This is a genomic window from Aeromicrobium sp. CTD01-1L150 (assembly GCF_041951745.1).
Lineage (GTDB): Bacteria > Actinomycetota > Actinomycetes > Propionibacteriales > Nocardioidaceae > Aeromicrobium.
The window spans coordinates 3791470-3805561 of sequence record NZ_CP169555.1; the positions used below are offsets into that span (position 1 = coordinate 3791470).

The following is a 14092-nucleotide window of genomic DNA, read 5'->3' on the forward strand; positions in this document are numbered from 1 at the left end:
CTCATCGGCCGGTCCCTCCGTAGACGACTGCCTCGACCTCGTCGGTCCCGAGCTCGAAGGCGGCGTGGGCGGCGTTGACCGCGGCGTCCACCTGGTTCTCCGCGACGACCACGGAGATACGGATCTCTGAGGTCGAGATCATCTCGATGTTCACCCCCGCGTCGGCGAGCGCCTCGAAGAACGTCGCGGTGATGCCGGGGGCCGAGCGCATGCCCGCGCCGACGATGGAGACCTTGCCGACGCTGTCGTTGTACTGCAGCCGCTCGAACCCGACCTCGTCCTTGAGCCGCGCCAGTGCCGTCATGGCCCTCTGGCCGTCGGTGTGGGGGAGGGTGAAGGAGATGTCGGTGAGTGCCGTGGTGGCCGCCGAGACGTTCTGCACGATCATGTCGATGTTGATCTGGGCATCTCCCAGGGCGCGCAGGATCGAGCCGGCGTAGCCGACCTTGTCCGGCACGCCGACGACCGTGACCTTGGCCTCCGACCGGTCGTGGGCGACTCCGCTGATGATGGCTTGCTCCATCGGGCGCTCCTCACTGTCCGAGGCGTCCCCGGATCCCGTGCTGCTGTTGAAGGTGTTGGCGTCCTCGGCCTTGACCACCCAGGTGCCGGGCTTGTCGGAGAACGACGATCGGACATGGATGGGCATGTCGTTGCGGCGGGCGTACTCCACGCACCGCAGGTGCAGGATCTTGGCGCCGTTGGCGGCCATCTCCAGCGTCTCCTCGTAGGAGATGCGCGGGATCTGGCGGGCGTCAGAGACGATGCGGGGGTCGGCGGTGAAGATGCCGTCGACGTCGGAGTAGATCTCGCACACGTCGGCACCGAGGGCCGTGGCGAGAGCGACGGCGGTGGTGTCGGAGCCGCCGCGGCCGAGCGTCGTGATGTCCTTGGTGGTCTGCGAGACGCCCTGGAAGCCGGCGACGATCGCGATGGCGCCCTCCTCGAGCGCCTTCTGGATGCGGCCCGGCGTGACGTCGATGATCTTGGCTCGGCCGTGCTCCGCGTCGGTGATGACCCCGGCCTGCGATCCGGTGAACGAACGCGCCTCCTGACCGAGGTTGCCGATCGCCATGGCGAGGACGGCCATGGAGATCCGCTCCCCGGCCGTGAGCAGCATGTCGAGCTCGCGGGCCGTGGGCAGCGGCGAGACCTCGTTGGCGAGGTCGATCAGCTCATCCGTGGTGTCGCCCATGGCCGAGACGACCACGACGACGTCGTGACCGGCCTTCCTGGTGGCGACGATGCGCTGGGCGACCCTCTTGACGCTCGTGGCGTCTGCGACGGAGGAGCCACCGTACTTCTGGACGACAATGCCCACGGGAAAGTCCTTGGTGAGAGCGGGGTGGGTGACAGGCAGGCCGGGCAGCGCTGACCGGGACCGCAGTCCATCCTACAAGCGTGGGCGGTGCGCGACGAAGCTCGTTCCTGCCGTGGGCATCGCGCCCATCGAGAGCACGGCCCTGGGAAAGTCTCGACGTCGTGACGCAGCAGGTTCTCATCGTCCGGTCCGTCCCAGCGCACCACTGGGCCCGGTTTCTTGTTGCTCACCGGCGTTTGCAAGCCGGGGTAAGCAGCAGGAAACCGGGGAAGTCACCTGATTCCCATGAACTCATGGGAATCAGGGGGACTGCTGGGGCCAACACGTGCGCGGACCGAACGCCGCCCAGGGTGGGAGCGTCCGGCCCGCGCCACGCGCGGTCCCCCGACGTCAGGAGGTCTTCAGCGTGAGCCCGTAGGCGCTGAGGATCTCGTTGACGGGCTGGAAGTAGGTCGTCCCGCCGAGGATGCAGTTGCCAGAACCACCGGAGGTGACGCCCTGGGCCTGGTTGCCGGAGATGGCCGAACCACCGGAGTCGCCCCGCTCGGCGCAGGCACTCGTGCGGATCAGGCCCGTGACGGTGCCTTCGGCGTAGTTCACCGTGGCGCCGCGAGCCTCGATCTCGCCACACTGCCAGCCCGTGGTGGAGCCGGAGCGGCAGATGGAGGAACCGATCGGTGCCTCGTCGGAGCCACCCACCGAGACACTGCCGCCGTCGTAGTCGTTGACCGTGCCGTCGATCTGTGTGGACGTGGAGACGAACGCGTAGTCGTCGCCCGGGAAGCTCGAGCCCTCGAACACGCCGGTCGGCTGGGTGGTGCTCGAGCCCTCGGTGCCGCAGTGGCCGGCCGTCACGAACCCGCCGTCGACGGCGAAGCCGATCGAGCAGCGGGCGGTGCCGATGTAGTAGGCGTCGCCGCCCTGGGCGAGGGGTTGCGGCTTCTCCGGTGTCTCCTTGATCGTGACGGCGCCGGCCGGGACGCCGGCCTCGGCCACGAAACTCTCGGCGGCGGCGTCCTCGCGCGTGGCGACGACGACGGAGTTGGACTCGGCGTCGACGTACCAGCTGGCGACGCTGCCGGGGGCATCGGCCTTGGCGGCGTCGAGCTTGTCGGCGTAGGCCTGCAGGTCGGCGCCGGAGCGCTCGACCTGCTGGGGCTGCGCTCCCTCGGCGCGCACCGCGTCGGCGGCCTCGGCGTCGGTGACCGCGACCACGAGGGTTCCGGCGTCGGCATCGAACCACGACCCGGCGTACTCGCTGCCGAGCACGGACGACAGAGCATCCTGGGCCTGCGCGGCCACCGACTCATCGAGGATGCGCTCCTTGACCTCGGCCGTGTCGAGGCCGAGGTCGCGCTCCATGGCGGCGACCATTGACTGCTCGGCCTTGTCGTCGACCGAGTCCGGCGACGCACTGGCCGTGGCCTGCTGGCCGGCGAGCGTGGCGATGACGGCCACTGCCGCCACCGACCCGAAGACGTTGAGCTTTCGTGTTGCCACTGTGATCTCCTTCGTCGCGGTGCCAGCACGGGTTCACCTGCTGTCACCAACCCGCGGGCCCGACGCCGATGAGGCTCGGGGCCCGCACTGTTCCGGAGGTGGGTTCACCCCCGCAGCCCCCCCGGTGGGGTTGAGTCGACCGTAGTGGCTGAGAGGAGCCTGAAGGTCATACCGGATCGGTCATACCGCTGGAGTGATACCCGGGTCCTGCTGCAGGCCGAACCCGTGATGGGACTGCAACCACGTGGAGTACACGGGGCTGCGCTGCACGAGGTCACGGTGGGCCTGCATGACGGTGGCCAGCACCTCCCCGGCGTGCTCGGCTGCCGGGGAGTCCGAGCGCCAGCCCACGAGGTGGTTCCACTGCAGCGGGACGTCGCTCAGCGGCACGGTGACCAGGCCGGGCACCATGCGGGCGGCCTGGCACAGGGCCACTGCGGTGCCGGACTCGACGAGGTCGATGCAGCTGGCCGCATCGGCGACGTAGAGGCTCTTGGGCGTGAACTCCTCACGGGCGCACGCGGCGGCAAAGCACTCGTGGAAGCAGCCGTCGCCCGGGGTGGCGGCCCAGTCCGCGTCGGCCAGCTCGTGCAGCGCGACTTCCTGGCGGCCGGCGAGCGGGTGGTCCTGCGGCAGGAGCACGAAGACGGGGTCGACGGAGAACGTGCGCCAGGTCAGACCGGTCTCGCGCGGGGCCGGGGAACCGGAGCAGAGGCCGACGAGGGCGAAGTCCAGACGGTTCTCCACGAGCTGACCGACGAGCTCATCGGCCGACCACGAGGCGGTGGTGGAGACCTGCAGGTCCTCCCTCCACTCCGCGAGTCGCTGGATGAGCGGGGCGAGGATGGCCGACGTCGACGCACCGATCGTGAGGTGCTCGGGCGCCTCGCCGCCTCGTGCGGCGTCGCTGAGCCGGGTGGCGTCGTCCATCAGACCCGACATCGCGGGCAGCAGGATCCGAGCGCGACCGATGACCAGCTCGCCGAGCGCCGTGGGTCGGACGCCGCGGTGGTCACGCTCGAACAGCGCTCCGCCGAGGGTCCGCTCGATGCGGTTGAGCTGGGCCGTCAGAGCAGGTTGTGCCACTCCGAGCTCGGCAGCTGCCTTGGTGACGCTTCCGGACTCGGCGATCGTCGAGACCACCCTGAGGTGCCTGAGCTCCAGCTCCACTCCGTCAGCCTACCGACGGAAGGTCCGCTCCGCGGTCCGGCGCCGTCCTCAGCCGGCGATGGAGGTCCGGCCCTCGAACGCCCGGCCCAGGGTGAGCTCGTCGGCGTACTCGAGGTCGCCGCCGACGGGCAGACCGCTGGCGAGCTTGCTGACCCGCAGGCCGAGGGAGCTGAGCATGCGGATGAGGTAGGTGGCCGTGGCCTCGCCCTCGAGGTTGGGATCCGTGGCGATGATGACCTCGGTGACCGTGCCGTCCTGCAGCCGCGCGAGCAGCTCCTTGATGCGCAGCTGGTCTGGCCCGATCCCCGCGATGGGGCTGATCGCTCCGCCGAGCACGTGGTAGCGGCCGCGGAACTCACGCGTGCGCTCGATCGCGACGACGTCCTTGCTCTCCTCCACGACGCACAGGATGGTCTCGTCGCGGCGCGGGTCCGAGCAGATGCGGCACTGCTCGTCGACCGTGACGTTGCCGCACACGGCACAGAAGTGCACCTTGGACTTGACGTCGACCATGACGGCGGCGAACCGCTTGACGTCCTCGGGATCGGCGTCGAGCAGGTGGAAGGCGATGCGCTGGGCGCTCTTGGGCCCGACCCCGGGCAGCTGCCCGAGCTCGTCGATGAGGTCCTGGATCACGCCGTCGTACACCCGGCCACCTTACGCCGTGCCGTGCCGCCGGGCGGCTGTCCGCGCCGTGTCCACCGACGCCGAACCGTGAAGCAACTCATGGGTTGCACTGAGCACTCTATCTGTGCAACCATCAAGTTGCACTGAATGTCCTGACCAGGAGGAACCATGCCCACGACCGATCGCACCGTCATCGAGGACCACGTCGAGATCAAGGCCGACGCGCAACGCGTCTGGCAGCTGGTGAGCGAGCCTGGGTGGTGGATCAACGAGGGCGAGTACCGCGAGCACTCGATCACCGAGCGCGAGGGCCTCGTGCTCGTCACCGACGAACGCTGGGGCACCTTTCCGCTCAGCGTGGAGCACAGCGACCCGCCCCGGTACATCGCCTACCGCTGGTACGAGAGCACCGAGTCTCCCCGGCCGGACGCGCCGAGCACGCTCACCGAGTTCTGGATCGAGGACCACGAGTCCGGCGGGGTCACCCTCCGCGTGCGAGAGAGCGGGTTCGAGACGCTCGGCAAGGACGCCGAGGCGCTGCGGAGCCACATCGCCGACAACACCGCCGGCTGGGCCGAGGAGCTCCGCGTCGCCGCGCGCCACTGCGCCTCATGAGCACCGCCACGCTGCCTCCGCTGGCGGTCATGACCGCATTGGCCGACGCCAACCGACTCAGCCTGCTGGATCGGCTCGGACGGGAGGGACCAGCCTCGGCCACCACCCTCGCCAGGGACGCCGACATGACCAGGCAGGGCGTCCTCAAGCACCTCGCCGTGCTGGAGGACGCCCGGATCGTGGGCCGGCGCCGAGCAGGGCGGGAGGTGGTCTTCGTGCCGTCGCCGGAGCCGCTGCAGGAGACCGCGCGCTGGCTCGAGGCGACCACGCGCGCCTGGGGTCGCCGGCTCGACGACCTCAAGCGTCGGGCCGAGGGCGAGGAGTAGGAGAGCACGCCTGTCCTCGCGATCTCTGGGGCTCAGCCGTCCAGGAAGGTCGCCAGCGCGTCGTGACCGTGGGCGGTGAGGATCGACTCGGGGTGCCACTGGACGCCCTCGACGGGGCGTTCGCGGTGCCGCAGACCCATGACGATGCCCGATGCCGTGCGCGCGGTGACCTCCAGCTCGGCCGGCAGCGTGGCCTCGTCGACGACGAGCGAGTGGTAGCGGGCGCACGTGAGCGGCGAGGGAAGGCCGCCGAAGACGCCGGTGCCCGCGTGGTGGACGAGCGACGGCTTGCCGTGCACCACGGTGCTCGCCCGCACGACCTCGGCGCCGTACGCCTCGGCGATCGCCTGGTGACCCAGGCAGACCCCCAGGAGAGGGACGTCGGCCGGGAGCCGGCGGACGAGCTCGACACTGATGCCGGCCTGCGCCGGCGTCCCCGGCCCGGGCGAGATGACGACGTGCGTGATGCCACCGAGACGCTCGAGGAGCTCGTCGACGCCGATCGCGTCGTGACGCACGACATCGGTCTCGGCCCCCAGCTCACGCACGTACTGCACGAGGTTGTAGACGAAGGAGTCGTAGTTGTCGACGAACAGCACCCGGGACCGCCGGCCCCGCCCCCGACGGGTCTGACGTGGCGACCTCGACCCGCTCGACAGGTCGGTCAGGACACCGGTCGCAGCGTGCGAGGTCCTGAGGCGGGAGGCAAGAGGACCGGCCGGCCAGGTGCCGACGCCGTCGATCTGCGTCACGGGGACGACGCCGCGCAACGCATTGGTCACGAAGATCTCGCTCGCGCGCACGAGGTCGTCCATGACGAGACGCCGCTGACGCACCCCGATGCCCTCGGCCAGCAACGCATCGACCACCCGGGCACGCTGCGTGCCGGGCAGGATGCGGCCGTCGAGCGGCGGCGTGTGCACGCCGTCGTCGAGGACGACGAACAGGTTGGCGCGACCTGCCTCCAGCGCCGAACCGTCGGCGGCCACGACCAGGACGTCGTCGACGCCGGCGGGCGGGTCGAGAGCAGCACGGTCGGTCCACTTGTGCGCGCCCCAGCCGTCGGCGAGCGTGACGGGGACCAACCGCCAACTGTCCGCCGCGTCCGACAACGGGCCCGCCGTCAGGGCGACACGGACGTCGACCGGCGACTCCCCCACCCGCGCCGGATCGACGGGGACGGCCTCGATCCGCAGCCGGTGCGCACCCGGGCCGAGCTCGGCCGCACGGCGCACCACGGCATCCTCCAGCCCGGCCCGTACGGTGCTGCCGTAGACGGACCGGACGCTCGCGTCGAGCCGGGCGACGTGCGCCTCGAGGTCGAGCGGGCGCCCGTCCCGCACGAGCAGCGTCGTGAAGACACCGGCGGCGGGGTCCGCTCCGGGTTCCGGCCGGAGTGGCACCACGACCGGCTGGTCCTCGTGCATCTCGGGGGGCGGCTCGACGTCGGCCGCGAGCGTCCCGCCGATCGCCTCGACCAGCGGCCGGGCCTTGACGAGGCACTCGACGTACTCCTCCTGCGGCGAGGAGTCGGCGACGATGCCGCCCCCGACACCGAGCCACACCCGACCCCGCGCGACCTCGAAGGTCCGGATGGCGACGTTCAGCTCCAGCCCCGCACCGACGCTGACGTGACCCACGGCGCCCGTGTACGCCTCTCGGGCCGTGGCCTCCAGGGCGGCAGCGACCTCCATGGCACGCACCTTGGGTGCACCCGTGACGGAGCCGGGCGGGAACGTCGCCGCCAGCAGCTCGCCGTCGCTCACTCCGGGCTCCAGGTGCGCCACGACGTCGGAGACGAGGTGCCACACGGCATGCCGCTCCGGGCGGACGAGCGCCGGGACCCGCACACTGCCCGGCGCACTCACCCGGCCGAGGTCGTTGCGCATGAGATCGACGATCATGACGTTCTCGGCGCGGTCCTTGGCGGAGGCGGCGAGCTCGGCCGGATCACTGGTCAGCGGCGCGGTGCCCTTGATCGGCGACGTCAGAACCTCCGTACCGGTCCGCCGCAGGAACAGCTCGGGCGACAGGCTGGCCACCGCGCCCTCCGGGGCGTCGACGAACGCCGCGTACGCCGGGCGCAGCTCCTGCACTCCCGCGCAGAACAGGTCGAGCGGGTCACCGTCGAAGCTAGCCTCGAGCCGCGCGCACAGGTTGACCTGGAAGATGTCGCCGGCCGCCACGTGCTCCAGCGCCGCCGCCACGGCGGCACGGTGCTCGGTGGGGCTGGGCGTCATGACGAACTCCCCGACACGATGCTCGTGCACCTCGCTCGAGGCCTCCAGCGCCTCCAGGACGTCGGCGTCGTCACGACCCAGACCATCGTCGCCGCACAGCGTCTCCAGCCACCACACACCGTCGGTGAGGCGCAGGACGCGGTCGTAGAACCCGATCCGGTGGTCCGGCTGCGGCACGGGACGGCTGGCCGGCTCGGGGACGTCCTCCACGCGCCGGCCGAGCCGATGCCCCCACACGCCGATCCATCCGCCACCGAAGCCGTGCTCGTCGGTGGCGGGGACGTCGAGGGAGAACGGGTCGTCCGCCACCGCGACGGGATCGAAGGCGATCAACGCCTCCCCGTGGTGCCACGCCCCCAGGAGCGCGACCAGACGCTCACGGCCGCGGAAGCGGCGCAGGACGTCAAGCGGGTGCGCGTCGAGATCGAGTCGACAGCGACGGATCCTAGTCGTGGTCGATCTCATCGATGACCCTGGCCCCGAGCTCTCGTGAGAGCAGCTGTTCGGGGTCGCCGCCGGTGTCGACCACCGGGTCGTCGAGGTCGACGGCCGCGTCCGGATCGACCCGCTCGGGAGCGGGGCCGGACATGGCCTGCAGCACCGACTCGGGTGCTCCCACGCCTCGGCCCGACGAGCCCGGCTCCTCCGGCTGGCTCGACGGCGGCGCGACATCGGACGGGGCCGGTGCCGCCGCCGCGCTCGGCGCGGCCGGCTGCTGCGGGGCCGAGGGCGCCGGGGTGCTCGCTGCGCGCGGATCCACCGACGGGTCGACGATGGTCTCGATGCCCCACGTGACGCCGAGGACCTCGTGCAGGGCCTTCTGCAGGAACTCCGCCGAACCGCTGCCCACGAAGGAGTCGCGCGCGCCGGCATTGACCAGCGCCACCGTGAGGGTGGTGCCCTCCAGCGAGACCACCTGGGCGTTCTGGCTCAGCATGATCCAGGTGAACCGTCGCAGGGTCTTGACCGACTCGAGCACCTGCGGCCACAGCCGTCGGACGTCGGCGATGCCCAGCGAGCCCGGGTCCGCATCAGACTGGTCGGCGGGCGGGGCGGTGGGCTGGTCGGCGGGCGGGGCTGGCTCCGGGGCCGACCGCTCGGGCGGTGGCGTCGGCGCCGGCGGTTCCGCGGACGGAGCCTCGCGCTCCTGCGGACCCGGGGCGCTCGGCTCGAGCGATGAGTCGTCGGCCGGACCGTCCGCAGCGGCGTCCGGCTCGGCCCGGACGTCGACGTCCCACGGCGGTGCCTGCTGCCCCGCCGGAGCGGGCGAGGCAGCCGGTGCCGGCGAGGACTCGGGAGCCTGCCGGGGGGCGGGCGGTTCCGGCGCCGCTGCCGGCGGCCCCGGTGTCGTGGTGGGGGCCGCCGGGGCCGGTGCCGACGACGACGCGGGGGCGGCCGGCTCAGAAGGCTGCTGCACCTGCGGCACCCCCATGGACAACCGACGCTCGATGCGGTCGAGCCGGGCGGCGAACCCCTGCGCGCTGTGGTCGGCCGACGGCACCAGCACGCGAGCACACATGAGCTCCAGCAGCAGACGCGGAGCGGTGGCGCCGCGAAACTCCATCAGCGCGGCATTGACGATGTCGGAGGCGCGGGTCAGCTCCGACGGCCCGAACCTCGACGCCTGCTGCTGCAGACGCTCGGCACGATCACCGGGAACGTCGAGCAGGCCGGTGCTGAGCGCATCGGGCACGGCCGCCAGCACGATGAGGTCGCGCAGCCGCTGCAGGAGGTCCTCGGCGAAGCGCCGCGGGTCCTGCCCGGACTCGATCACCTTGTCCACGACGTGGAAGACGGTGGAGCCGTCGTTCGCGGCGAAGGCGTCGATGGCCTCATCGAGCAGCGAGTCCGGGGTGTAGCCGAGCAGCTGCACCGCCAGCTCGTAGGTGACACCGTCCGCTCCGGCCCCACCGAGAAGCTGGTCGAGGATGCTGAGGGTGTCGCGCACCGAGCCTGCACCCGCCCGCACCACGAGCGGCAGGGCCGTGGGCTCCAGCTGCACGCCCTCGGCCTGGCACAGCTGCAGGAGGTAGTCGCCCAACGTCTTGGGCGGCACGAGCCGGAACGGGTAGTGGTGCGTGCGGGAGCGGATGGTGCCGATGACCTTGTCCGGCTCCGTGGTGGCGAAGACGAACTTCAGGTGCGGCGGCGGCTCCTCGACCAGCTTGAGGAGTGCGTTGAAGCCCTGCGGCGAGACCATGTGGGCCTCGTCGATGATGTAGACCTTGTACCGGCTGCTGACCGGGGCGAAGAACGCCCGCTCACGCAGGTCACGGGCGTCGTCGACACCGCCGTGGCTGGCCGCGTCGATCTCGATGACGTCGACGCTGCCCGGCCCCCCGCGAGCGAGGTCGCGACAGCTCTGGCACTCACCGCACGGGTCGGCCACCGGCGCCTGCTCGCAGTTGAGGGTGCGGGCCAGGATGCGCGCGCTCGTGGTCTTGCCGCAGCCGCGCGGACCGGAGAACAGGTAGGCGTGGTGCACCTTGTTGCCCGCGAGTGCGTGGCGCAGGGGGTCGGTGACGTGCTCCTGGCCGATGACCTCGGCGAAGGTCTCCGGCCGGTAGCGGCGGTACAAGGCGAGGGGGGCGTCCACGACGGCGAGCCTAGTCGCCCGTGCGGACAGGGTCACGCCGGACGGGTAGCCCACTCCCGCGACGTCCGGCCGAACCCCGGCCGGCTCGCGACTCAGGGCAGGATCCGCGTCCTGCCGTCCCACGTGCCGTGCTCGGCGATCGGCCGGAATCGCAGCGTCGTGAACTCGTGGTGGAAGTCGCGCCGGTCACGCTCGGCCATCGCGTCGACGTGGCGAGTCACCGCACCGACGTCGCCACTGCGGCCGCGCTGCTGTGCGCTCCCGCCACGGCCAAAGACCATGTCGGTCATCTCACGCGTCGTGCGCCAGACGGAGAAGGTGGAGACGGTGTGTGGCGGGCGGATCGCAGCCGTCGCGAACGTCGCGCCCGGGTGGTCGCGCACGAGCCGCTCCACCGGACGGCCCCACCGCAGGAACCGTGGCACCCGGGGGAGCCTCATCCGTGCCAGGGTGACTGCGACGGACGGCTCATCGGGATCGGACCGTCCGGCCCGCTCCGGCAGGTCGGACAGCGCGGCGACCCTGCCCCACCGTCGGACGAACTCCAACCGGACGTGCCAACCGTCGGCCACGCGCTGACCCAGCGGGTGGGCTGCGAGGAAGGCCTCCAGCGCAGACTCGTCGTCCCAGGCGCAGAACAGCGCCAGCCGACGCAGCTGCAGCCGGTCTGCAGAGACCACCGGCGCACCCAGGCGCATCAGGGCCAGGGGCTCGACGTGCCGTAGGCCCGGCACGGCTCCCGGCCCGCACGCCAGCACCCGCGCCGACGTACCCGCCGGCACGTGCGCCAGGTGGAAGGAGTGCACGCCGTCAATCTAGAGGACGGACAGCGGTCCGCATCAGATCAGGTCGAAGGCCCGCAACCACGCATCGAGCGTCTCGTAGGCCTGCTTGCGCGGCTGATCGAGCGACAGGAAGACGTCGTGCCGGGCGTCGGTGACCGGGATGGACCACAACGGGCCACCCAGGCAACCAGCCCACCGCGCGATGTCGGCGACCTCCAGGACAGCGTCCGACACGTCGACCGGCTCACGCCACGAGCGCGCCCGGTGCGACTTGTCCGACCGCAGCACCAGTGACGGCACACCGACGTCGAGCCCGCGGTGCAGCTGTGCATGGCCGGCCCGCACCGCCGCCAACCAGCCGACCGTGACCGCGAACCCGTGCAACGGCTTCCAGTCCAGGTCGTAGTCCCACATGCCACGTTCGGTGGCCGACAGGCTCACCCCGTACGCATCGGTGGACGGCAGCTCGAGCACCCGCTTGGGCGTCAGGCGCGCGGCCGCCCCCAGCGCCTGCGTGCCGAGCGTGCGCATCCACATGCCGGCCTGCAGGTCGAACCATGGACTGTTCAGCACCAGCCCGCTCACCCCGGTGTCGGCGGGGGTGCGCTCCCCCGCACGACGAAGGCGGTCCACCCACAGCGGCAGGACGAGACCACCCGTCGAGTGTCCTTCGAGCAGGACGGGTGAGTCCCCGGTGTCGGCGCGGACGACGGCAAGAGCCGCGTTCAGCTCGGTGTCGTAGAGCTCCAGGTCACTGACGAAGTGCGGCGTGTGGCCGTCGCGCCGCGAGCGCCCGCACTTGCGCAGGTCGAGGGCGTAGAAGGCGAACCCCCGCTCGGCATGGAAGTCCGCCAGCTCACGCTGGAAGAAGTAGTCACTGAACCCGTGCACGTACAGGACGGCACGCTGGGGCTTCCTGCGGCCGGTCCACGTGCGCCGCACGAGCGTCGCGACGATCTCTCCCTCACCGTCGGGGTCCTCACCGAGATCGATGGTCTGCTGCTCATACCCGTCGCCCAGGACATCCGGCTTCCACTCTCCCACGGACACGACGATAGCCGCCGACGCTCAGCCGTGAGGTCGGCTCCCGCCGTGAGCTGCGCTCAGACCGGCTCTGGCTGGGTCTCCGGCTCCGGGTCGGGCAGCTCAGGAACGTCGTCCGGATCGGTCGGGATGATCGGCGACGTGCCGGGGTCGATGGTCGGCTCATCCGGTGCGATGGTCATGTCGCTCCTCGTGATCGGGGCCTTTGTCCGACCGTGCCACGACAGTGGTGAGAGCGCACCCGCAGCACCGCAGCACCGTCCCCGCCGTGCGGCCGATGGTCAGCCGTAGCGCGGGGGCGACGGTGTGAGCAGCTGGTCGACGGGCGCGAAGTCGTCCACCAGGACGCGGGCGTCACCGATCCAACGCTGCAGCGGTCCACCGTCCTCGACCACCCACGGCACCTCCCGGTCCTCCAAGCGGCTTCGCAGGGCATCGGCATCGACGGGGCCGTCGGAGGCCACGGCCACGAGGTTGCCGCCGCCGTGACCGTCGTCGTCGAAGGTGGCCGCTGCGGACAGCACGACGACGTTCTCGAAGACCGTCTGCAGCGTCCGGACCGCGGACCGCGCGAACCCCAGATCGCCGTAGTCGATGAGGTTCACGGCGTAGGTGCCTCCCGGACGCAGCACCCGGTGCACCTGCACCAGCGCCTCACGGGTGGTGAGGTGCCACGGGACGCTCACCCCACCGAACGCATCGCCGACCACGAGATCACGCTCGCCGTCGGGCAGACGTCCGAGGCCGAGCCGGCCGTCCTCGACCCGCACCTCGAGGTCGTCACCGGTACGGGCCCCGAGCAGGTCGGTGTCGACCCGCAGCACCCCGCCGTCGATCTCGGAGACGAGGCTGCGGGTGCCCGGTCGTTGCTCACGCAGGTACTGCGGCAACGTCAGCCCACCCCCGCCCAGGTGGTAGGCCTGCAGCGCGGTGCCGTCGCGGTGGCGGCTGTCGATCGCCGCGGCCATGGCGCGGATGTACTCGAACTCCAGGTTCGAGGCATCCGTGAGGTCGACGTAGGAGTGGCGCAGTCCGTCCAGCACGAGCGTGCGTCCGCCCTCGTGCTGCGGGTCCGGCACGACCGACACGCAGTGGTAGGTCGTCTCGACGTCGCAGCCACCGGGCGCGACCGCGGCCGTGAGCCCGCCACCGAGGACCAGGACCGCGGGCAGGACCCCGAACCGCCAGCCGCGAACCCGCACCTCCACCACCACCGCCGCGATCACCAACGCGAGGCCGAGCCCGACCAGGATGGTGCTCACCCGGACCACGGAGATGAGGACGAACCCGGTCACGACGGTGCCGACGATCGCGCCGACGGTCCCGATGCCGGAGAGGCGCCCGACGATCGTGCCGGTCTGACCGAGATCGGTGAGCATGAGCTTGGTGACCATCGGCGTGACCGCCGACAGCAAGGCACCGGGGACGAGGATCATGACGGCCGCGACCACCAGCACCAGGCCGTTCTCGCGGTCGAGCTCGGCGGCGCCCCGGACGACGAACGGGGTGGCCGCCGCCGCGACCCCGGAGACGGCCAGGAGCGGCCCGATCGTCCGCCGCGGGTCGACGCGGTCGGCCGCCTGCCCTCCGGCCCACGATCCCAACGCGATCGCCGCGAGGGCGATGCCGATGACCGTCGTGCTCGTCTCCAGGGTCAGCCCCAGGTAGGGAGCGAGCAGTCGCAGGGCGACCAGCTCCACCACGAGGACCGCCGCCGAGGAACCGAAGACGAGCAGGGCAGCGCTGAGATCACTGAGCGCCGGACGGCGCTGCGTCTCATCGGTGGTCACCGCCCGATCATCGCAAACAAGCAGCGATGAGCGGGACGGCCGTGTGGCGCCGGACGGCTCGGCGTGCCGTGCTGTTCG

Annotated in this window: 12 protein-coding genes and 1 pseudogene; 2 read left to right on the forward strand and 11 right to left on the reverse strand. The window is 71.4% G+C overall.

The features are described 5' to 3' along the window. Window position 1: 1 nt before the first annotated feature. The 4 genes from ACEVFP_RS18755 to recR all read right to left on the reverse strand — a co-directional run bounded on the left by ACEVFP_RS18755 (window position 2) and on the right by recR (window position 4639). Window positions 2–1321, reverse strand: a complete 1320-nt coding sequence (locus ACEVFP_RS18755) for an aspartate kinase (protein ID WP_375001045.1) — start codon at window positions 1319–1321, stop codon at window positions 2–4. 390 nt (window positions 1322–1711) lie between these two features. Continuing rightward, the gene (locus tag ACEVFP_RS18760) at window positions 1712–2821 is read right to left on the reverse strand and encodes a S1 family peptidase (protein WP_375001046.1); all 1110 of its coding nucleotides are present in this window, start codon (window positions 2819–2821) and stop codon (window positions 1712–1714) included. Between the two features lie 180 nt (window positions 2822–3001). Then, window positions 3002–3991 carry a LysR family transcriptional regulator gene (locus tag ACEVFP_RS18765; RefSeq protein WP_375001047.1) on the reverse strand — a complete coding sequence of 330 codons (990 nt, stop codon included), beginning with the start codon at window positions 3989–3991 and terminating at the stop codon, window positions 3002–3004. A gap of 48 nt (window positions 3992–4039) precedes the next feature. Further along, the gene (gene recR / locus ACEVFP_RS18770) at window positions 4040–4639 is read right to left on the reverse strand and encodes a recombination mediator RecR (protein ID WP_375001048.1); all 600 of its coding nucleotides are present in this window, start codon (window positions 4637–4639) and stop codon (window positions 4040–4042) included. Window positions 4640–4786: 147 nt separating this feature from the next. On the opposite strand from recR, the gene ACEVFP_RS18775 reads away from it, so the two are divergent. Beyond that, on the forward strand, window positions 4787–5233 hold the full coding sequence (locus ACEVFP_RS18775; RefSeq protein ID WP_375001049.1) for an ATPase: 447 nt from the start codon (window positions 4787–4789) through the stop codon (window positions 5231–5233). Further along, window positions 5230–5559, forward strand: coding sequence for an ArsR/SmtB family transcription factor (locus ACEVFP_RS18780; protein WP_375001050.1), 330 nt, complete (start codon window positions 5230–5232; stop codon window positions 5557–5559). Before ACEVFP_RS18775 ends, ACEVFP_RS18780 begins: the two co-directional genes overlap by 4 nt. A 32-nt stretch (window positions 5560–5591) precedes the next feature. Here the strand turns inward: ACEVFP_RS18780 and ACEVFP_RS18785 are convergent, their stop codons facing one another. From ACEVFP_RS18785 to ACEVFP_RS18815, 7 genes and pseudogenes are all read right to left on the reverse strand, one after another. Further along, window positions 5592–6158 (reverse strand): anthranilate synthase component II, encoded by a 567-nt coding sequence (locus ACEVFP_RS18785; protein ID WP_375003869.1) that lies wholly within the window; start codon window positions 6156–6158, stop codon window positions 5592–5594. Between the two features lie 153 nt (window positions 6159–6311). Then, window positions 6312–8264: pseudogene (locus ACEVFP_RS18790) on the reverse strand (bifunctional anthranilate synthase component I family protein/class IV aminotransferase); the annotation flags it as partial. Further along, on the reverse strand, window positions 8245–10395 hold the full coding sequence (locus ACEVFP_RS18795) for a DNA polymerase III subunit gamma and tau (RefSeq protein WP_375001051.1): 2151 nt from the start codon (window positions 10393–10395) through the stop codon (window positions 8245–8247). The pseudogene ACEVFP_RS18790 and the gene ACEVFP_RS18795, both read right to left, overlap by 20 nt. Before the next feature lie 92 nt (window positions 10396–10487). Further along, window positions 10488–11201 (reverse strand): hypothetical protein, encoded by a 714-nt coding sequence (locus ACEVFP_RS18800; RefSeq protein WP_375001052.1) that lies wholly within the window; start codon window positions 11199–11201, stop codon window positions 10488–10490. Between the two features lie 33 nt (window positions 11202–11234). Continuing rightward, complete coding sequence (locus ACEVFP_RS18805; RefSeq protein ID WP_375001053.1) at window positions 11235–12224, reverse strand: alpha/beta hydrolase; 990 nt, start codon at window positions 12222–12224, stop codon at window positions 11235–11237. Window positions 12225–12283: 59 nt separating this feature from the next. Continuing rightward, the gene (locus ACEVFP_RS18810) at window positions 12284–12406 is read right to left on the reverse strand and encodes a hypothetical protein (protein ID WP_375001054.1); all 123 of its coding nucleotides are present in this window, start codon (window positions 12404–12406) and stop codon (window positions 12284–12286) included. A gap of 99 nt (window positions 12407–12505) precedes the next feature. Beyond that, window positions 12506–14014 (reverse strand): fused MFS/spermidine synthase, encoded by a 1509-nt coding sequence (locus tag ACEVFP_RS18815; RefSeq protein ID WP_375001055.1) that lies wholly within the window; start codon window positions 14012–14014, stop codon window positions 12506–12508. Window positions 14015–14092: the final 78 nt, after the last annotated feature.

Bases quoted from the DNA above. Each gene is read 5' to 3' on its own strand.
- ACEVFP_RS18780 (WP_375001050.1), top strand. From the start codon at position 5,230: ATGAGCACCGCCACGCTGCCTCCGCTGGCGGTCATGACCGCATTGGCC.
- ACEVFP_RS18775 (WP_375001049.1), top strand. From the start codon at position 4,787: ATGCCCACGACCGATCGCACCGTCATCGAGGACCACGTCGAGATCAAG.
- ACEVFP_RS18810 (WP_375001054.1), bottom strand. From the start codon at position 12,406: ATGACCATCGCACCGGATGAGCCGACCATCGACCCCGGCACGTCGCCG.